Source organism: Stenotrophomonas sp. AC248 (assembly GCF_979258185.1).
Genome location: NZ_OZ409840.1, coordinates 3,125,429 through 3,143,413, shown reverse-complemented (window position 1 = coordinate 3,143,413; position 17,985 = coordinate 3,125,429). Strand labels below are relative to the sequence as shown.

The window sequence follows — 17,985 nt, the reverse complement described above, 5'->3', positions numbered from 1 at the left end:
GCAGCGGGAGTGGGCGCGCCTGTAGCTGTTGCCTTGGCTTTTGCAGTGGCTTTTGCGGTGGCCGTTGCCGTTGCAGTTGCAGTTGCTTCGAAAGTGCCGAGCTACGCTCGGCATCCTCCTCCCCAAAAAAAAGCTGCGGTGCTTTTTGCATGCGCACCGGCCAACTGTCGAGGGGCGGGGTGGGTGAGGTTGCGGGGCCCTCCACCGCATGGATGCGGTGGCGGAGCTTACAAGGGTGAGGGCGCATTGCTTGCGAGGCACTGCCTCGCATGCGTCCGAACGCACAGCCGCCAGCGGCTGGGCCGGGCCGCGGAGCGGGACTTGCAGCGTGCCCCGTGACCTCACCCACCCCGACCCACATTAGAAAGTCGTGAGCCCCGCTTTAAACCCACGCTTTACGAAGCAGCCGCCCATGCCAACCCGTGGACTACGCCGAAGGAGGGGTTGCCGCGGATCAGCGTTGCGCCGGGGAACGCCGCTGCCACGGCCTCCTGCAGATACCCCGCGCGCGACATCCCGCCGGTCAGGAACACCGCGGCCGGGTCGTGGCCGATGTCCGCGCGCACCTGCTCCAGCAGCGTCGTCAGCTCGGCCAGGTAGTTGCCCGCCGCCGCTTCCAGCCGCGCGCGCTCCACCTGCACCGCCATCCCGCGCTCGATGAAATCCAGCGCGCTCTCATGCGCCACCGCGCTGCTCAGCGCGATTTTGCACTGCTCCACCTCGCGGTACAGCCGCGCCGTGTTGCCCGTGTCCTGCAGCGCCTGCAACCGCTTGCCCCACGGCGCTTCCGCATCGCGATAGGTGTGCTGGCGGAAATCGCGCTGGCGGGTCATGTCCTGCACCATCGCCGCTTCCACATAGTGGTGCGCCGGCACCCGGCTCACGCCGCGGCCGAACAATGGCATGTACGCGCCCAGGCTCAACGCCAGATCGATATCCGTACCGCCGCGCGCGATACCCCACGCGCGGTGGATCTTCGGGGCGTGCTGCCCACCCACCCGCGCGTGCGCGATATCGGTCGTACCGCCGCCGATGTCCACCACGATGGCCTCGTGCTCCTGGGCACTTTCGGCGTGGTAATGCATCGCCGCCGCGGCCGGCTCCTCGAGGAAATCCACATCGTCAAAGCCCGCCGCGATCGCCGCACTGTGCAGAATCTCCAGCGCCTGATCGTTGCCCGCCGCGCCGATCGAACTGCGGAACTGCACCGGGCGCCCCAGCGTGGCCGTGCGCACCGGGCGGTCCAGCTGGCGCGAAGCGGTCAGGCGAATGTGTTCCAGGATGTGGGTGGCAATGCCGGTGATGGTCTGGCGCGCGCGTGGATGCAGGTTGTAGCCCAGCATCGACTTCGGGCTCTGCACCAGGTTGCCCTCGTTCTCCTCGAAATAGGCTTCCAGCGCCTCATCGCCATACACCGCGTTCTGCAGCAGCTTGGTCGAGGTCAGCGGCGCGCGCATCTGCTCTTCCATCCACTGCCGGCGCACCACGCGCAGCGCTTCGCGGCGCAGGGCGTCGTGGGCGCGTTCCTGGCCGGCGGCACGTGCATCGCGCGCGGCGGCGTCGATCAGCCGGGCCAGCTCGTGTTCCAGCGCCGGGGTCAGCTCGAAGTCGTTCGGGTCGCGCATGACTTCCGGGAAATACACCGTCGTGCGGAACTGCTCGGCCTGGCCGAACTGGATCGGCACGACCCTCCCGTCCACCACCGCGGCGGCGGCGGAGTTGCTGGTACCAAAGTCGATGCCGATTTTCATGCGGGGCCGGGCCGGAGGTCAGGGGGCGCGCACTGTGCGGCAAGCGGGCCAGCGGTGCAAGGGCCGGAAGGCGGGCGGTTACAATAGGGGTTGTTCAGTTTTCGAAGGCTTCACCATGTCTACCGCTCCCGCCTGCCCGCAATGCACCCTGGAAAACACCTACGCCGATGGCGCGCTGTGGATCTGCGCCGACTGCGGGCATGAGTGGACCGCCGCCGAAGCCAGCGCCGGGGGCGTGGTGGTGCGCGACAGCAACGGCAACGTGCTGGCCGGGGGCGACACCGTCACCGTGATCAAGGACCTGAAGGTGAAAGGCTCCTCCATCCCGCTCAAGCAGGGCACGGTGATCCGCAACATCCGCCTGGTCGAAGACGACGCCGAGCATATCGAAGGCAACTCGGACAAGATCAAGGGCCTGGTGTTGAAGACCTGCTTCCTCAAGAAGGCCTGAGCCGGGCTCAGTTGACCGCCGCGGTGCCTTGCCGCAGGCGGTGCAGGGTGTCCAGTTTGGCCTGGTACTGCGCCTTGAGAAAATCGGCGTTGGTACCAGCCAGGTCGCGCGCCTTGGACATTTCCACCGAGGCGCGACGGTTGTCGCCGGCCAGGAAGTAGGCGCGGGCCAGCCCGAAATGGAACTGGTGCGCGGTGCCGTACAGGCTGATCGCGCGCCGGTAGGCACGGATCGCGTCGGCATAGTCGCGGCGCTGCTCGGCCTCGTTGCCGAGGCGGAACTGCACGAACGGATCGCTGCGCTGCACCTGCTGCAGGCGTCGGGCGAGCAGGCCGGCCTGGCGGGTGTCACCCATGCGGCGGTACAGCGCGCTGGCGTTGGTCAGGCTGGCGGCATTGCGCGGCTTGAGCCGCAGCGCGGTGCGGTAATCGCGCTCGGCTTCGGCCAGGTTGCCGCTGCGCGCATCCAGCACGCCAAGGTTGTTCCAGCCCGCCACGAATGCCGGGTCCTGCGCCAGCGCGGCCTGGAAGTAGGCGCGTGCCTGCACCAGGTCGCCCTCGCTCATGCGCATGGCGCCGCGGTTGTTGTAGAAGTGCGCCAAGGCACGCGGCTGGTCGATCTGCTGCGGGCCGTAGCGGTCGTAGAGCACGTTGCGGTCCAGGTCCACCAGGGCGATGCGGCCGTCCAGGTTCACCCCGGCGTTGACGTGCCCGATGTTGTAGATGGCGCCCTGGTCTTCATACCAGGTGACCACCTGGGCCACCTCCTGCACGCGCGCATCGATGCCGGCCGCGCGCGCCAGCGTCACGAACATCAAGGTGAAGGACAGGCAGTTGGCACGCCGGTTCTGCCAGGTTTCGGTCAGGGTCTGGGTGGCATACGGGTCGTAGGACAGGTGCATGGCGTCTTCGTCGAAGATCATGTGCACCAGCCGCTGTACGCGCTGCTCGCGTGAGTAGACCGGGGCGATCACCCGCTGTTTCAGCAGTGCCTGCAGCTCGGGCGGTATCGCCAGGATCTGTTCGGGCGTAGGCGGGGGGGCGGCGGTCCACGGCGCGGGCGTAGCGACCGGCGCAGCGGCGGCGGCCGGCAGCGCGGGCAGCGCCGACAGCAGGGCCAGCACACACAGCATTCTCCAGGCGGACATGTCGCTCACCTCGCGGGGACGGTCGTTGCCGACTTCAGTCTAGGCCTGCGCGAGGCGGCCGGGGTGCCGTCCGTCGGCGCGATCGCCATCCACAGGCGGTGTGGACCAGCCATGGGCAAACCTGTGGATAAGCCGGTGCACGCGCCGTGCGGCGGGCCTTCGCGATGGGTGGTCAAAAAACTGCCAGCGGCGCCTGCTTGCCAGCCGCTGGCAGGAACGCCACTGTTGGCCCATGCGCTTTGAACCGATGACCTTGCCAGCGGCCATGCAGGCCGACCTTGAAGCCGCCTACGCGATGCCGGCGCGGGCGTATCACAATTTCTCGCACGTGCAGGCGGTGCTGCAGCACTGCCGCGCGGTGGCCGACGGGCCGGGCTGGGAGCACCCGCGCGAAGTGCAGTTGGCCGCGCTGTACCACGACGCGATCTACGACGCCGGGCGCAGTGACAACGAGGCGCGCTCGGCGGTGATGGCGCGCGAGGCGATCCAGCGCTGGCTGCCTGACGCCGGCATCGACGTGGCCCGGGTGGTGCAGCTGATCGAACTGACGGCCCGCCACGGCGCGTTGGGGGCAGCCGACATCGATGCGGAGGCGGCCCTGTTCCTGGACTGCGACATGGCCATCCTGGGGGCGCCGGCGGCGGTGTTCGACGCCTATGACAAGGGCATCGCCGAGGAGTACGCCGGCCACGTGCCGGGATTCCTGTTCCGACTCAACCGGCGCCGCTTCCTCAAGCAGCTGCTGCTCAAGCCGCGCATTTTCCTGAGTGCGTTCTTCCATGCGCGGCTGGATGCCGCCGCGCGCGCCAACCTGCGCCGCCGCATCGGATAATGGCGGGGGCGCCGTCTGGCGCCCCGGTCTCCCTCCACCACGTCCCGCCTGCCCATGTCCCTGCCTGCCGTTTTCCCTGATCCCGACCCGCGTCCGCAGCCGCCCGAAGAGCCCGGCCCCAACGAGTGCTGTGGCAGTGGCTGCCCGCTGTGCGTGCTGGATCTGTACAGCGACGAGCTGCAGCGCTACCGGGCCGCGCTGGCGGCGTGGCGGGTGCGCCACCCCGACGCCACCGACTGAGCGGGCGGCCGGATGACCATTGCGCCTGCTGCACACGGTGTATCGCCCCGGCACGGCCATGCCGCGCTGGCGGCGGTGGCGGCGCTGAGTGTGTTTGCCGCCACCGCGCTGTGGCTCCAATGGGCACGCCAGGATCTGGACTGGGTGCAGGCCACGCTCAGCCTCTACCTGCACGGCCCGGGCGGGCTGGCGTTGCGCAGCGCGTACTGCGCGCTGGCGGTCGCGATCATGCTGCTGGCCTGGTCGCTGTATGCCGGCAGCCGTTCGCCCCGGCGCAGCAGCGCCGCACCGCTGCTGTTCTGCGTGGCCGGTCTGGGCCTGATGGGCGTGGCGATCGGCGACAGCTGGTTGCCGGCGCTCGCCCCGCTGCTGGCGCCGCTGGTGCACGCGGTGGCGGCCAACACCGCGTTCCTGTGCGTGAGCGTGGCCATGCTGCTGCAGAGCTGGTACCTGCGCGCCGACCCGCAGTGGTCGCGCTGGGCGGCCCCGGCCTGGTGGTGGGCCTGGGGCTGCTTCGTGCTGCTGTGGCTGCACGTGCTGTGGCGGGGGCCGCCGCGCGGGGCGGGGCAGAAGCTGGTGATTGCCGCCGTGGTGATGTGGCTGCTGGCGGTGGCGCTGCGCCAGTGGCGGCACGCGCGCCGCCGGGCCGGTTGAGCGGCGCGAAGTTGCAGCCAGTCTGTGTACATGCCGTTGCCGGGGGACCGGCGTATCGTGGCGAGGACTCTTTTGGGATGCGTAACGATGCGGCGAGCCGGGTGGGGGAATGTTCTGGGTCTGGTGATCGGGGGCTGGGTGTCGATGGCAGCAGCCGCGACCCCGCAACAGGTCAGCCATGGGCGGTTCCAGCAGGTGCCGGTGTACCTGCCCGACGGCCACCCGCAGCGGGTGGTGGTGTGGTTCGACGGCGGCCACGAGCGTGAGCGCAGCCGCGGGCGCATCGACGCCCTGCGCGCACAGGGCGCGCTGGTGGCCCAAGTGGACGTGGCCCGGCTGCGCCAGGTACTGGCCAAGGAAGGCAGTGGCACCTGCGCATTCGGCGCCGGTGACGTGGAGAATTTCTCGCGCTGGTTCCAGGCCTACCTGCACGTACCCGGCTACCACCTGCCGCTGATCGGCGGTGATGGCGAAGGGGCCGAGCTGGCCTACGCGGTGGCCGCGCAGGCCGATACGCAGGTATTCGCCGGCCTGCTGACCACCGGCTTCTGCCCCGACCACGCGCGCGAGCGCAAGGTCTGCGGTGCGGGCAGCAGCCATGGCCGGCTGCAACCGGCCGAGCTGAATTTTCCGTGGTTGAACGCGGCGGGCGAGCGCCATTGCACCGCCGGCAACGCGGCCGCATTCGTGCGCAAGGTGGCGATGGGGCGTGATTTCCAGCGCACCGCCGACGGTGACGAGCTGCCGGGGCTGTTGGCGGCCGCGCAGGTAGTCGGGGCGCAGAAGGGCGTGAGCCTGGCGCCGCCGCCGGATGCGCTCAAGGGCCTGCCCGTGGTCGAGGTGCCTGCCAGCAAGCCTGGCGACACGTTCGCCATCTTCGTGTCCGGCGACGGTGGCTGGGCCGGACTGGACAAGGAAGTGGCGGCGGCGCTGGGCGAGGCGGGGGTGCCGGTGGTCGGCGTGGATTCGCTGCGCTACTTCTGGACGGCACGCACCCCGGAAGGCTTCGCGCGCGACCTGGAGCGCATTGCCAGCCACTACAGCCAGCAATGGCAGCGCAAGCGGGTGGTGCTGGTCGGGTTCTCGCAGGGCGCCGACGTGCTCCCCGCGGCGATCAACCAGCTGTCCCCGGCCACGCGCGCCAACGTGGCGATGATCGGCTTGATGTCGGTCGGCAAGAACGCCGACTACGAGTTCCACGTCAGCAACTGGCTGGGCGGTGGCGGCGGCGGCATCCCGATTGCGCCGGAGATCGCCAAGCTGCCGGCGGGCAAGACGCTGTGCCTGTATGGCGAAGATGACGACGACGCACTATGCCCGTCGCTGCCGGCGGGCAACGCGCAGGTGATCAAGCTGCCGGGCGACCACCATTTCAAGGGCGATTACGATCGCCTCGCGCAGACGCTGCTGGACCACCTCCCCGCCCGGTAGAGCCGACCGTTGGTCGGCTGCCGTAACGCCGTACAGGTAGAGCCGACCGTTGGTCGGCTGCCGAAACGCCGCGCGGGTAGAGCCGACCGTTGGTCGGCTACCGTAACGCCGCGCGGGTAGAGCCGACCGTTGGTCGGCTGCCGTAACACCGCACAGGTAGAGCCGACCGTTGGTCGGCTGCCGTAACACCGCACAGGTAGAGCCGACCGTTGGTCGGCTGCCGTAACGCCGCACAGGTAGAGCCGACCGTTGGTCGGCTGCTGTAGCGCCGCGCATCCAAGCACCCGACCAACGGTCGGCTCTACCGGCGCGGGTCCAGCGAGATCAGCCGGGTGGCATCGAGCAGCGCCGCAGGCAAATGCACGCCGCCCGGTGCGGCCAGGTAACGCGCGCGCCATTGCGGGGCGAACTTGGACTTGAAGCGGCGCAGCCCGCTGAACCCATAGAAGCGTTCCCCGTGGCGGGCCACGATGTTGGCAAAGCGGTTCCAGCGGCCGGCCAGCCGGTGCTGGGCCAGGCCGGACAGCGGCGCCATGCCCAGCGAGAAGCGGTGGAAGCCGTTTTCGCGGCCCCACAGGAACAACTCGATGAACAGGAAATCCATGGTGCCCTTGGGCGCGTCGTCGACATGCCGCATCAGGTCCACCGACAGTTCATGCCCGGCCGGCGCCTGCCACAGATTGGCGAACGCCACGATGCGGCCTTCAGCCTCCACCAGCGCGACCGGGAAGCGCACCAGGTAGTCCGGATCGAAGCTGCCCAGCGAGAAGCCCTTTTCGTCGCCGGCCTTGTCGTCCAGCCACTGTTGTGAAATGGCGGCCAGTGCCGGCAGCAACGCCGGCACCTCTGCCGGTGCAGCCACGCGGAAGCTCAGGCCGCCGCGCTTGCCGCGGTTCCAGGCCTGGCGCAGGTCGGCGCGCTCGCGTCCTTCCAGGCCGAAATCCTGCAGCGGCACCATCGCCTCCTCACCCAGTTTGACCAGGGTCAGCCCCAGGTCGAGGTAGGTCTGCCAGTAGGCCTCGCCAACCTGGTAGAACACCGGGCGCAGGCCGAGCCGGTCGGCTTCCTCGCGGAAGCGCCAGATCAGCCCACGCGCCACGTCCGGCGGTCCCACCGGGTCGCCCATGGCAATCAGCGAACCGCCGTAGCGCTGCATCATCACAAAGCCGCGCTGGTCGGCATCACGCAGCACCGCCTTGTCGGCGGTCAGCACCAGGCAGGCCTGGGTGTCTTCGGCGGCGAGCAGGATCGGCGCAAGCGCATCCAGCGTGGGCGTATCGGCCGGCGGCAGCGGGCTGCGGGTGCTGTGCAGCAGCCGCGCCAGGCCGAAGATGGTGAGCGCGATGGCCACCACCAGCAGCGCACGCAGGGCGCGCGGCGCATTGCCCTGCAGCGCGAACTGCCACCACAGCTCGTTCTGGTATTCCACGTGGCTGTAGACGAAGAACAACAGCCAGATCACCGCCACCAGCACCAGGCCAAGGTTGCGGATCCACGGCCATGACCAGGCTTCGTCCAGCAGCGCGCCCTGGCGGTAGAACTCGCGGCGCGAAGCCCACAGCGCCATGGCCACCAGCAGCGCAGACAGCGCGATCAGCACCTGGCCGCCGCGCAGCCAGATCGGCAGCGGCGCGATCACGCAGATGCCCAGCGCCAGCATCCACGCGGCGTGGCTGCGCCGCTGCAGGCCCTGGCCGATCAGCAGCAGCGCCACGCCGGCGAGGCTGCCGAGCAGGTGCGAGGTTTCCAGGATCGGCAGCGAGGCATTGAGCAGGTGCCGGCGCGGCGTGGGCAGGGTGCCGTCGATCACCAGCGCCGCGCCTACGCTGAACACCGCCAGCGCGATGATCTGCGGCAGCCACGGGCGCAGCGCGGTCCAGCCGGCGCGGGTGGCCCCGGCGCCGACCCGCAGCGGCTTGCGCAGGGCCGGGCCCAGCGCCAGCAGCGTGGCCAGCAGCAGCGGCAGCACGTAGTAGGTGACACGGTAGATCAGCGCCGCGGCCAGCACGGCGGCCGGTGCCACCTGCGGCAACAGCTTGAGCAGGCTCCACTCAAACACGCCCAGACCCGCCGGCACGCTGGAGATCAGCCCGGCCAGCACCGCCACCAGGTACAGGCCGACAAAGCCGGGCAGACCGGTCGGGGTGTCCATCGGCAGCAGCACGTAGAACGCGGCGCTGGCCAGCACCAGTTCGACCACGCTCAGCGCGGTGACCCAGAGCATGGTGCGGCGGTCGGGCAGCCATAGGGCGTGGCCGCGGATGCTGAAACTGCGCCCGTCGCGGCCGACCAGCAGCAGCGTGGCGGCATAGCCGAGCAGGCCGACGATGCCGGCCACGCGCACCGCCTGCACCGATACCGGTAAGGCCAGCGCGGCCGCGCCGGGTTCCAGCACGAAGGCCAGGGCGAGCAGCAGCCAGGCACCGAACACGAAGCCGAGCGTGCTCATCAGCACCACCTGGCCAATCTCGCCCAGGCTCAACCCGGCGCCGCCGTAGCCGCGCAGCCGTACCGCACCGCCGGTGAGGGCGGCAAAGCCCAGGGTCTGGCCCAGCGTGTGCGCCAGGAACGCGGTGATGCCCACGCGCGCCGGATGCAGGCGCTTGCCGCTGCGGCGCAGGCCGATGGCATCAAAACCGATCAGGCAGGCGTAGCTGGCCAGGCCCAGCACCACGGTCAGTGCAATCTGCCCCGCGCCGAGATGGCGGAAGGCTTCGCGGATGGCACGGTAGCCATGTTCGTCGAATTCGCTGGCCAGCCCGCGCAGGGCCAGCGCCAGGATCGCCAGGCTGAAGATGACGGTGGCGGCACGGCGCCAGGCGAGGCGGGCCGGTGCGGGAGCAGGGGTTGTTTCGGTCATCGGTGAAGCGTGCTCCGGGGCGGGCGATGAAAGAGTCAAGACAGGCGGCACGGTGGTGCGCGCGCATCGTGCGCCTGATGCGCACGCTTGCCAAGGGTGTGCGCTGTGCCTGCCGTGGCGGCAATGATCCAGGGCAAGGACAGGCTCACACCGCATCGGTGACAATGGCCCATCACCCAGAGGAGCCATCGCCATGTTGGAACGTTTCGACGTCGGTCCGCGCATGTCTGAAATGACCGTGCACAACAAGGTTGCCTATCTGTCCGGGCAGATCCCGGAAGACACCAGCCAGGACATCACCGGCCAGACCCGGCAGGTACTGGAAGAGATCGACAAGCTGCTGGCCCTGGTGGCCAGCGACAAGCAGCACGTGCTGCGCGCGGAAGTGTTCCTGGCCGACATCAACGACTTCGCCGGCATGAACGCCGCGTGGGACGAGTGGGTGGTGGCGGGCATGACGCCGGCGCGCGCGACGGTGGAAGCCAAGCTGGCCGACCCGAGCTGGAAGGTGGAGATCGTGATTACCGCTGCGTTGCCGTAAACAGCAGCATGTAGAGCCGGGCTCTGCCCGGCTGCTCGCCGGCCATGCAGATTCAACAGCAGCCAGTAGAGCCGGGCTCTGCCCGGCTGCTCGCCAGACATGGAAATTCAACGGCAGCCGGGCAGAGCCCGGCGCTACGGGCGTGTGCCGCGATCAACGTCCGGGGTTACGGGGCGAGGGCCGCGATCAACGCCCGGCGCTACGGGACAGGCGCTGCGATCAACGTCCGGCGTTACCGGACGGGCGCTGCGATCAATGCGATGCAGTCCACCGGGCACGGTGGTATGCACAGCTCGCAGCCGGTGCACAGGTCGGGCAGGACGGTGTGCATGTACTTGGCACCGCCCACGATGGCGTCCACCGGACAGGCCTGGATGCATTTGGTGCAGCCGATGCAGTCGGCTTCGATGATCAGCGCGACCTGCGCGGGTTTGTGCGCGCCGCGGCTGCGATCAAACGGAAGCGCCGGCACGCCCAGCACATGGGCCAGCGCACGGGCGCCGTCGTCACCGCCCGGTGGGCAGTGGTCGACGCCGGCCTCGCCACGGGCCATGGCCTGCGCATACGGGTAGCAGCCGTCATAGCCGCACTGGCCGCATTGGGTCTGCGGCAACAGGCGGTCGAGGCGTTCGGTCAAACTGGCGGTGGTGCTGGGCATGCGTGGCGTCGGCTGCGCGGGGCGTTATGTAAGGGGTTTGCCGCGATACCAGCGGTCGTGGGCGAGCGCCAGCATGGGCCGGTCTTCGCGGCTGTCGCCGTAGGCGTGGATGCGCTGGAAGCGTGACAGGTCGTAGCGTTGGCGGATGTGTTCAACCTTGCGTGGGCCACAGTCGCCGTCGGTATAGCGCCCGGTCAGGCGGCCGTCGTGGCTTTCCAGCCGGTTGCAGATCAGGCCCAGCCCCAGCGATTCGCACCACGGCCGCAGGTACAGGTCCAGCGAGCCGGACACGATCACCACGGTGTGTCGTTGTTGCAGGTGCCAGCGGATCTGTTCGAGCATCTGCGGGCGCACCACGCCGGGCAGCACGTCGCGGGCATAGCCGGCGGCCTGGGTGGCGATGTCCTCGCTGTGGCGGTTGCTGAAGGTCAGCCGGGTAACGCGGGCGCGGATCCGTGCGGCCGAGATCAGCTTGAGCCGATAGGCCAGCAGCCACGGACCCACTTTCCACCAGGCCTGGGCCAGTTGCTCCGGGGTGGCCACGCGGCGCAGGAAGCGGCCGTAGGTGTCGCAGGTGGTGACCGTGTGGTCGAAATCGAACAACGCCAGTTCCAAACCGCACCTCCGTCCGTGCAGGCCAGCAGGCGGGGACGGCGGCAGCGCCGCCCCCGGATGCGATCAGCGTACCGGCATGCCGGGCTGGGCGCTGCTGTCGGCGTCGAGCAGGGCCAGGTCGCCGCCGTCGAAACCGGCCGACAGGATCATGCCTTCGCTCAGGCCGAAACGCATCTTGCGCGGGGCCAGGTTGGCAATGAAGACCACGCTGCGGCCGACGAGCTTCTCCGGCTCGCCGTAGCTGGCGCGGATACCGGAGAAGATCTGGCGCTTGCCGAGGTCGCCGGCATCCAGTTCGAAGCGCAGCAGCTTGTCCGAGCCGTCCACGAATTCGCAGACCAGCACCTTGCCGATGCGCAGGTCGAGCTTGGCGAAGTCGTCGATGCCGATGTAGGCCGGGCCGTCGGCAGGTGCGGCGGGCACCGCCGGTGCCGGTGCGGCAGCAGGCTTGGCGGGCTTGGCCGGGGCAGCCGGTGCGGCAGCGGCGAGGGTGTCCTTGGAGGCGTCGGTCATGGCGTCGATCATTTTCGGGTCAATCCGGGTGAACAGCGGGGCATACACGGCAATGGTGTGCGCGGTGAGCGGGCGGGCGACGTCGGTCCAGTCCTGCACGGGGGCGGCCAGGAACGCGTCGGCCTGGGCGGCGGTGGCCGGCAGAATCGGCTTGAGCGCGGTGACCAGCACGCGGAACAGGTTCAGGCCCTGGGTGCAGACGGCCTGCAGCTGGGCGTCGGCGCCCTCCTGCTTGGCGATCACCCACGGTTTCTGGTCGTCGATGTAGCGGTTGGCTTCGTCGGCCAGGGTCATGGTCAGGCGCACGGCGGCGGCCGGGTCGTTGCGCTCGTACGCCTCGCGGATGGGGGCGAGGGCGGCGACGAAGCGGTCGTACTGGGCGGCATCGGGCAGGCTGTCGGCGAGGCGGCCGTCGAAGCGCTTGCTGATGAAGCCGGCGCAGCGGCTGGCCAGGTTGACGAACTTGCCCACCAGGTCGGCGTTGACGCGCGCGGTGAAGTCGCTCAGGTTCAGATCGAGGTCTTCGACGCCGCCGCCGGACTTGGCGGCGAAGTAGTAGCGCAGGGCCTCGGCTTCCAGGCCGACGTCGAGGTAGGTGCGGGCCATGACGAAGGTGCCGCGCGACTTGGACATTTTGGCGCCGTCGACCATCAGGTAGCCGTTGACGTGCAGGCGGGTGGGCGCGCGGTGGCCGGTGCCGTGCAGGACGGCCGGCCAGAACAGGCCGTGGAAGTTGACGATGTCCTTGCCGATGAAATGGTGCAGTTCGGTGCTGGTGCCGGCGCGCAGGTGGGCGTCGAAGTCTTCGCCGTTCTTGTCGCACAGGGTCTTGAAGCTGGACAGGTAGCCGATCGGGGCATCCAGCCAGACGTAGAAATACTTGCCGGGCTGGCCGGGGATTTCAAAGCCGAAGTAGGGGGCATCGCGGGAGATGTCCCAGGCGCGCAGGCCGCCGTCGGCATTGAGCCATTCGCCGAGCTTGGCCTTGACGCCGGGCAGGGCGACGTCGCCGGCGAGCCACTCGCGCAGGAAGGCGTCGAAGTGGCCCACTTCGAAGAAGAAGTGTTCGGAGTCGCGCATTTCCGGGGTGGCCCCGGAGATGACCGAGCGCGGGTCTTTCAGTTCGGTGGGGGCGTAGGTGGCGCCGCACACTTCGCAGTTGTCGCCGTACTGGTCCGGGCTGCTGCAGACCGGGCAGATGCCCTTGATGTAGCGGTCGGGCAGGAACATGCCCTTGGCAGGATCGTAGAACTGGGCCACGGAGCGGCGCGCGATGTGGCCTTCGGCCTCAAGCTTGAGGTAGAAGGCTTCGGTGAGCGCTTTGTTGGCGGCCGAGTTGGTCGAGTCGTAATGATCGAACGCCACGCCGAACGCGGCGAAGTCGCGCTCGTGGCTGGCCTGGATGTTGGCGATGAAGGCTTCCGGGGTGACGCCGGCCTTTTCGGCGGCGAGCATGATCGGGGTGCCATGGGTGTCATCGGCGCAGACGAACCAGGTTTTGCCGCCGCTCATTCGACGCGCACGCACCCAGATGTCCGCCTGGATGTAGCCGACCAGGTGGCCCAGGTGCAGGGGGCCGTTGGCGTAGGGCAGTGCGGTGGTGACTAGAGCGGTGCGGGTCATGGTCTGCGTTGTTGCCTTGGGGACCGGGGATTATCGCATGGAGGGGGTGGGCGCCTGCGGCGGGCTTTTTTTTCGAAGCTGGAGCCAGGGCCAGAGCCGGAGCCACAGCCGCAGCCGAAGCCTGTTGACCGGTCTGCTGGGGGAGGGCTGGGGTGGGTGAGGCTGCGGGGCACGCTGCAAGTACGTCCGTGTAAGCTCCGCCACCGCATCCATGCGGTGGAGGGCCCCGCAACCTCACCCACCCCAGCCCTTCCACAGTTGGCTGGTGTGCATGGGAAAGGCGGGTGGGGCCGAAGCTGAGCGGAGCGGGCCGGGCCGAAACGGATCGAATCGAACCGAAATGGGCTGCGCTTCTGCGTACCGAAGCCGGAGCCAGAGCGGTTTGGTTCGGGGTGTGGGGGAGAGTAGAAATGCAAAAGGCCGAAGCGGCGCAGCCGCTTCGGCCTTCTTCTTCCTCCCAACCGGCGATGCACATGCCTGGAGGGCGAGGCGGGTTCAACCCCACCGGGACCGTCCACGGCATGGATGCCGTGGACGAGCCCCCAGGGATGGGTTCACGGCGTGTCCCGGTGGGGTTGAACCCGCCTCGACCACACCGCAGCAATGACTAGCTAAACCAACGCCGAAAAATTACTCCCGCACCCATGTCTGGGAGCGGCAGATGAAGGCGATGCAGCCGGAGACGTCGAGCTTGGCGCCGCCGGTCTGGAGCTTGACCTTGGACTTGTAGGTCTTGCCGTTGGCCGGGTCCAGGATGGTGCCGCCGGACCAGGCGTTGGCGCCGTCGGCCTTCAGGTTCCACAGGATGGTCATGCCCTTGACCGGCTTGTTCTTGTTGGCGCCTTCGCAGCCGTCGCAGACCGGGTTGGGACCCTTGTCCGAATGCAGGATGTCCACGACCTTGCCGGTCAGCGCGCCGTTGGCGGCCTGGGTGATCTCCACGATCGACTTCACCTTGCCGGTCTTGTCGTCGATGGTCTTCCAGCGGCCAACCGCACCGTCGGCGGCGCTGGCCGACATCGCGGCCAGCATCAGCGGCAGCGCCAGCAACAGGGTCTTGAAAGTCTTGCGCATGTTCCCCTCCCAGGGATGTCGGTGAAGGCCGGCGCAGTGCCGGTACAGGCCGACTGTATACCCATTCGCCGGGGTATGGGCAACGGGGGTCAGCCGATTTCGTACAGCTCCAGCGGCAGGTCGTCCGGATCGGCGAAGAAGGTGAAGCGGCGGCCGGTGTACTCATCGGTGCGGATCGGTTCGCACACCACGCCGGCGGCGGCCAGGCGCGCGATCATCGGTTCCAGGGCCGCTACCCGGAAGGCCAGGTGGCGCAGGCCCTGGGCCTCGGGGCGGCTGGGCCGGGGCGGGGCGCCGGGGAAGGAGAACAGTTCGAGCTGGCTGCCGTCGGGCAGGGCCAGGTCCAGCTTCCATGAATCGCGTTCGGCGCGGTAGTTTTCGTCCAGTACCCGCAAGCCCAGTACCTGGGTGTAGAAGGCCTTGGAACGGGCGTAGTCCGCGCCGATCACGGCCACGTGGTGGATGCCGAGCAGCGGGGTGTCGGTTGGAGGCGTCATTGCAGGGTGTCCAGCCAGCGCTGGGCGATCTGCAGCGCCAGCGGATAGGGTTCGGGGCCGTCGCGGTTGGTCAGGATGATCACCGTCAGGTGCTGGCGGGGATAACGCAGGATCACGTTGCGGAAGCCGATGCTTTCCCCGCTGTGCCATTGCGCGTCGCCATTGAGCCGCCAGCCGAAGCCGTAGAACGGCACGTCCGGCTCGTTGGTGCGCGTGGCCGGGGCGAAGGCCTGGCGCAGGGAGGCGGTCGTGAGCAGGCGCTGGTCGTACAGCGCCGCGTCCCACCGGGCCAGGTCGTCGAGCGAGGAATAGATGCCGCCGTCGCCCAGCACCGCGCTGGTCGGGCTCTGGTCGGTGCGCTGCCAGCGCCCGTCGAGCGCGCTGTAGCCATAGGCGCGCCGGGCCACGTCGTCCACGCCATCCTGGTGGGCCACGGTGTCGCGCATGCCCAGCGGCTGGAAGATCCGTGCGCGCAGGAACGTGGCGAAATCCTGGCCCGATGCCTTGGCCACCACCAGCGCCAGCAGCGCGTAACCGCTGTTGCTGTACCGGTACTGGCTGCCCGGGGCGAACAGGGTGCGGTCCTGGGCCTCCAGCAGGTGCAGCACGTCGATGTCGTGCACCTGCGCGGTGGCCGCGGCGGGCATCAGGTCTTCGTAGTCGAGCAGGCCACCGGTATGGCTGAGCAGGTGGCGCAGGGTGATCGCGTCGGCGGCGGCCGGCAGCGACGGGAGCCAGCGTTTGAGCGGGTCATCCAGGCGCAGCGCGCCGTCTTCGGCCAGCAGCAGGATCGCCGCGGCGGTGAACTGCTTGCTGACCGAGGCCAGGCGGAAGTTGGTCCGGGCGGTCACCGCCGTGTGGTCTTCGACCACCGCCAGCCCGTAGCCGCGCTGGAACACCGGCTGGCCATCGTGCAGGACCAGCACCGCCGCGCCCGGCACCTGGCCGTCGTAGCGCTGCAGCAGCGCGTCGATGCCAGGGTCGGGCGGCGACAGTACCGGCGCTGCCGGCGTGCCGCCCGCCGTCAGCAGGCCCAGCCAGACCAGACCGCCCGCCATCAGCCTGCTGCGGTAACGCCGGCGATCACGAGGCTGCATGGCCGGCTCCGTGCATGGGTCAGGGGGTCGCGGCGGGCGCCGCTGTGCCAGCCGTCTCGGCTGCGATCCAGCGGGTGACCTTGGCGTCCAGGATATCCAGCGGCATCGAGCCGTCGCGCAGGACTTCCTCATGGAAACGGCGCAGGTCGAAGCGCGGGCCCAGCGCGGCCTTGGCGCGCTCGCGCAGCTCCACCATCTTCAGTTCGCCCAGGCCATTGGGCAAGGTCTGCCCGGGCAGGGCCATGAAACGCTCGACTTCGGCAGTGGCATCTTCGGTGGGCATGTCGGCGGTCTTGACCAGATAGTCCACGGCCTGGCGCTTGCTCCAGCCGTGCGCATGCACGCCGGTATCAGCGGCCATGCGGGCGGCGCGGGTCAACGCGGCCTGCAGGTAGCCGATGCGCTCGTACGGGTCCTGGTACACGCCCAGTTGCTCACCCAGCGATTCGGCATACAGGCCCCAGCCCTCGATGAAGGCGATATCACCGCCGAGGCGGCGGAAGCGCGGCAGCTTGTCCAGCTCCTGCTGCAGGCCCAGCTGCACATGGTGGCCGGGCACACCTTCGTGCAGGAACTGCATCGGCGCCGACCAGCGGCGGCGGGTAGGCAGGTTGGCGGTGTTGACGTACAGGATGCCCGGGCGCATGCCATCGGGCAGGGGCGGCTGGTAGGCCACCGCCGCCGCACTGGCCGCGCGTTCGGGTTCCACCGCACGCACCTCCAGTGGCGCCTTCGGCAGGGTGCCCAGCAGGGCCGGCAGGCGGCTGCCCACCTGGGCCTGCAACTGCTTGTAGCGGGTCAGCAAGGCCTCGCTGTTGGCGTACTGGAAACTGCGGTCGGTGCGCATGTTGCGCAGCACTTTCTGCTGCGACCCGCGGATCTTGTTGTCCTTGAGGGTCGCGGTGATCTGCGCCTGCAGGCTGGCCACGCGCTGTTCGGCCACGGCGTGGATCTGCTTGGCGTCCAGGGTGGCGGCGGTGCTCTGCACGATGTTCTGGGTGTACCAGGCCTGGCCGTTGGGCAGCGCGCCCAGGCCATCGCTGGTGCGCGTGGCCGGCAGGTATTCGGTGGCGATGAAACCGCGCAGGGCGCGGTAGGCCGGCATGATGCGGTACTCGATCATGCGCTTGTATTCGGCGGTGATGCGCGCCTTGTCCGCCTCGGGGAAATCCTCGGGCATGTTGCGTACCGGCGCCCAGAAGATGCTCTCCTCGGCGGTCGGCTTGATCACGGCGTCCAGCTGCGGCAGCACCTTTTCCATCAGGTCGCGCGGCTGCACCACGCCGGCCTTCATGCCGTCGCGCATGTTGGCCACGGCCTGGTCAAACAGCGGTGCGATGCCCAGCGAGCGCTTGGACCAGCTGTCGTAGTCGGCCACGGTGTTGAACGGCTGCGCGCCCGAACCGGAGCCCAGGATGGCCATGATGCTGCCCAGGTTGTAGTACTGGCTGACCGGCAGCATCCAGCTGGGGTACTTCTCGGCGGCCAGCGACATGCGCGCATCGCGCACGAAGATTTCGTAGCTGAGCAGGTCCTGGCCGGTCAGGCCATCGGTGCCGATCTTTTCGACCTTGCCCAGCCATTCCACGGTGAAATCATGCGACTGCTGGCGGTAGGCGGCCGACAGGATGTTGGGCAGCTGGTCGTTGTGGCGGGCATCGCCCTGGAAGGTGGCCTGCAGCGGGTTGAGCCGCATCGAGGCATCCCAGTATTCATCGTAGATGCGGTTGAGCTGGGCGGCTTTGCTCTGCTGGCGGACCAGCGGCTGGCGCGTGGGCGCGGCGGCCGGACGTGCGCGCGGCTTGGCCTTGGGTTTGGCGGCAGCGCGGGTCTGCGCGGCAGCCGGCCGGTTGGCCTTCTTCTTGGCAGCTTCAGCCGGTGCGGCGCTGCCGAACAGCAGCAGGGCGGCGATGGCGAGCGCCAGGGCGCGGGCGGGATGGGGCATCGGCGGTATCCGTAAAACACACAGACCGGGGAGCTTGCCCGATCCGTGCGCATACG

General features: G+C 69.0%; 16 protein-coding genes. 6 read left to right on the top strand and 10 right to left on the bottom strand.

All coding sequences use genetic code 11. The annotated features are described in order from the left end of the window. Positions 1-395: 395 nt before the first annotated feature. The gene (locus ACZ0AE_RS14325; RefSeq protein WP_447595036.1) at positions 396-1,751 is read right to left on the bottom strand and encodes an Hsp70 family protein; all 1,356 of its coding nucleotides are present in this window, start codon (positions 1,749-1,751) and stop codon (positions 396-398) included. Between the two features lie 115 nt (positions 1,752-1,866). Between ACZ0AE_RS14325 and ACZ0AE_RS14320 the strand changes: the two genes are divergently transcribed. After that, positions 1,867-2,202 carry a zinc ribbon domain-containing protein YjdM gene (locus ACZ0AE_RS14320; protein WP_038687058.1) on the top strand — a complete coding sequence of 112 codons (336 nt, stop codon included), beginning with the start codon at positions 1,867-1,869 and terminating at the stop codon, positions 2,200-2,202. Between the two features lie 7 nt (positions 2,203-2,209). Here ACZ0AE_RS14320 and ACZ0AE_RS14315 read toward each other — a convergent pair whose 3' ends face one another. After that, positions 2,210-3,349 carry a tetratricopeptide repeat protein gene (locus tag ACZ0AE_RS14315; RefSeq protein WP_463601426.1) on the bottom strand — a complete coding sequence of 380 codons (1,140 nt, stop codon included), beginning with the start codon at positions 3,347-3,349 and terminating at the stop codon, positions 2,210-2,212. 232 nt (positions 3,350-3,581) lie between these two features. Between ACZ0AE_RS14315 and ACZ0AE_RS14310 the strand changes: the two genes are divergently transcribed. From ACZ0AE_RS14310 to ACZ0AE_RS14295, 4 genes are all read left to right on the top strand, one after another. Next, positions 3,582-4,181: an HD domain-containing protein gene (locus tag ACZ0AE_RS14310; RefSeq protein WP_314405001.1), complete on the top strand. Its 600-nt coding sequence runs from the start codon at positions 3,582-3,584 to the stop codon at positions 4,179-4,181. Between the two features lie 54 nt (positions 4,182-4,235). After that, positions 4,236-4,421 carry an oxidoreductase-like domain-containing protein gene (locus tag ACZ0AE_RS14305; protein ID WP_038687064.1) on the top strand — a complete coding sequence of 62 codons (186 nt, stop codon included), beginning with the start codon at positions 4,236-4,238 and terminating at the stop codon, positions 4,419-4,421. A gap of 12 nt (positions 4,422-4,433) precedes the next feature. Next, positions 4,434-5,075: a DUF998 domain-containing protein gene (locus ACZ0AE_RS14300; RefSeq protein ID WP_463601425.1), complete on the top strand. Its 642-nt coding sequence runs from the start codon at positions 4,434-4,436 to the stop codon at positions 5,073-5,075. A gap of 87 nt (positions 5,076-5,162) precedes the next feature. Beyond that, positions 5,163-6,506, top strand: a complete 1,344-nt coding sequence (locus ACZ0AE_RS14295) for a virulence factor family protein (protein ID WP_463601424.1) — start codon at positions 5,163-5,165, stop codon at positions 6,504-6,506. 301 nt (positions 6,507-6,807) lie between these two features. On the opposite strand, the gene mprF is transcribed toward ACZ0AE_RS14295, so the two are convergent. Continuing rightward, positions 6,808-9,366: a bifunctional lysylphosphatidylglycerol flippase/synthetase MprF gene (gene mprF, locus ACZ0AE_RS14290; RefSeq protein WP_313246690.1), complete on the bottom strand. Its 2,559-nt coding sequence runs from the start codon at positions 9,364-9,366 to the stop codon at positions 6,808-6,810. Positions 9,367-9,559: 193 nt separating this feature from the next. Here mprF and ACZ0AE_RS14285 point away from each other — a divergent pair, with 193 nt between their 5' ends. Beyond that, complete coding sequence (locus ACZ0AE_RS14285) at positions 9,560-9,907, top strand: RidA family protein (RefSeq protein WP_038687069.1); 348 nt, start codon at positions 9,560-9,562, stop codon at positions 9,905-9,907. A gap of 232 nt (positions 9,908-10,139) precedes the next feature. On the opposite strand, the gene rnfB is transcribed toward ACZ0AE_RS14285, so the two are convergent. From rnfB to ACZ0AE_RS14250, 7 genes are all read right to left on the bottom strand, one after another. After that, complete coding sequence (rnfB, locus tag ACZ0AE_RS14280; protein WP_463601423.1) at positions 10,140-10,565, bottom strand: Rnf electron transport complex subunit RnfB; 426 nt, start codon at positions 10,563-10,565, stop codon at positions 10,140-10,142. A 24-nt stretch (positions 10,566-10,589) separates the two neighbouring features. Then, on the bottom strand, positions 10,590-11,180 hold the full coding sequence (locus ACZ0AE_RS14275; RefSeq protein WP_463601422.1) for an HAD family hydrolase: 591 nt from the start codon (positions 11,178-11,180) through the stop codon (positions 10,590-10,592). A gap of 63 nt (positions 11,181-11,243) precedes the next feature. After that, entirely contained in the window at positions 11,244-13,316 is a 2,073-nt protein-coding gene (metG, locus tag ACZ0AE_RS14270; protein ID WP_463601421.1) for a methionine--tRNA ligase, read from the bottom strand. A gap of 630 nt (positions 13,317-13,946) precedes the next feature. After that, positions 13,947-14,390, bottom strand: coding sequence for a DUF2147 domain-containing protein (locus tag ACZ0AE_RS14265; RefSeq protein WP_038687075.1), 444 nt, complete (start codon positions 14,388-14,390; stop codon positions 13,947-13,949). Between the two features lie 89 nt (positions 14,391-14,479). Further along, positions 14,480-14,887 (bottom strand): SMU1112c/YaeR family gloxylase I-like metalloprotein, encoded by a 408-nt coding sequence (gene gloA2 / locus ACZ0AE_RS14260; RefSeq protein ID WP_463601420.1) that lies wholly within the window; start codon positions 14,885-14,887, stop codon positions 14,480-14,482. Next, a complete protein-coding gene (locus ACZ0AE_RS14255) occupies positions 14,884-15,945 on the bottom strand; it encodes a serine hydrolase domain-containing protein (RefSeq protein WP_463602102.1) in 1,062 nt (353 codons plus the stop codon). The genes gloA2 and ACZ0AE_RS14255 overlap by 4 nt, the downstream gene beginning before the upstream one ends. A gap of 58 nt (positions 15,946-16,003) precedes the next feature. Further along, a complete protein-coding gene (locus tag ACZ0AE_RS14250; protein ID WP_463601419.1) occupies positions 16,004-17,929 on the bottom strand; it encodes a DUF885 domain-containing protein in 1,926 nt (641 codons plus the stop codon). Positions 17,930-17,985: the final 56 nt, after the last annotated feature.

Excerpts from the sequence above, each read along its gene's own strand:
- ACZ0AE_RS14325 (WP_447595036.1), bottom strand. The coding sequence starts at position 1,751 with ATGAAAATCGGCATCGACTTTGGTACCAGCAACTCCGCCGCCGCCGCG.
- ACZ0AE_RS14320 (WP_038687058.1), top strand. The coding sequence starts at position 1,867 with ATGTCTACCGCTCCCGCCTGCCCGCAATGCACCCTGGAAAACACCTAC.
- ACZ0AE_RS14315 (WP_463601426.1), bottom strand. The coding sequence starts at position 3,349 with ATGTCCGCCTGGAGAATGCTGTGTGTGCTGGCCCTGCTGTCGGCGCTG.
- ACZ0AE_RS14310 (WP_314405001.1), top strand. The coding sequence starts at position 3,582 with ATGCGCTTTGAACCGATGACCTTGCCAGCGGCCATGCAGGCCGACCTT.
- ACZ0AE_RS14305 (WP_038687064.1), top strand. The coding sequence starts at position 4,236 with ATGTCCCTGCCTGCCGTTTTCCCTGATCCCGACCCGCGTCCGCAGCCG.
- ACZ0AE_RS14300 (WP_463601425.1), top strand. The coding sequence starts at position 4,434 with ATGACCATTGCGCCTGCTGCACACGGTGTATCGCCCCGGCACGGCCAT.
- ACZ0AE_RS14295 (WP_463601424.1), top strand. The coding sequence starts at position 5,163 with ATGCGGCGAGCCGGGTGGGGGAATGTTCTGGGTCTGGTGATCGGGGGC.
- mprF (WP_313246690.1), bottom strand. The coding sequence starts at position 9,366 with ATGACCGAAACAACCCCTGCTCCCGCACCGGCCCGCCTCGCCTGGCGC.
- ACZ0AE_RS14285 (WP_038687069.1), top strand. The coding sequence starts at position 9,560 with ATGTTGGAACGTTTCGACGTCGGTCCGCGCATGTCTGAAATGACCGTG.
- rnfB (WP_463601423.1), bottom strand. The coding sequence starts at position 10,565 with ATGCCCAGCACCACCGCCAGTTTGACCGAACGCCTCGACCGCCTGTTG.
- metG (WP_463601421.1), bottom strand. The coding sequence starts at position 13,316 with ATGACCCGCACCGCTCTAGTCACCACCGCACTGCCCTACGCCAACGGC.
- ACZ0AE_RS14265 (WP_038687075.1), bottom strand. The coding sequence starts at position 14,390 with ATGCGCAAGACTTTCAAGACCCTGTTGCTGGCGCTGCCGCTGATGCTG.
- gloA2 (WP_463601420.1), bottom strand. The coding sequence starts at position 14,887 with ATGACGCCTCCAACCGACACCCCGCTGCTCGGCATCCACCACGTGGCC.
- ACZ0AE_RS14255 (WP_463602102.1), bottom strand. The coding sequence starts at position 15,945 with ATGGCGGGCGGTCTGGTCTGGCTGGGCCTGCTGACGGCGGGCGGCACG.
- ACZ0AE_RS14250 (WP_463601419.1), bottom strand. The coding sequence starts at position 17,929 with ATGCCCCATCCCGCCCGCGCCCTGGCGCTCGCCATCGCCGCCCTGCTG.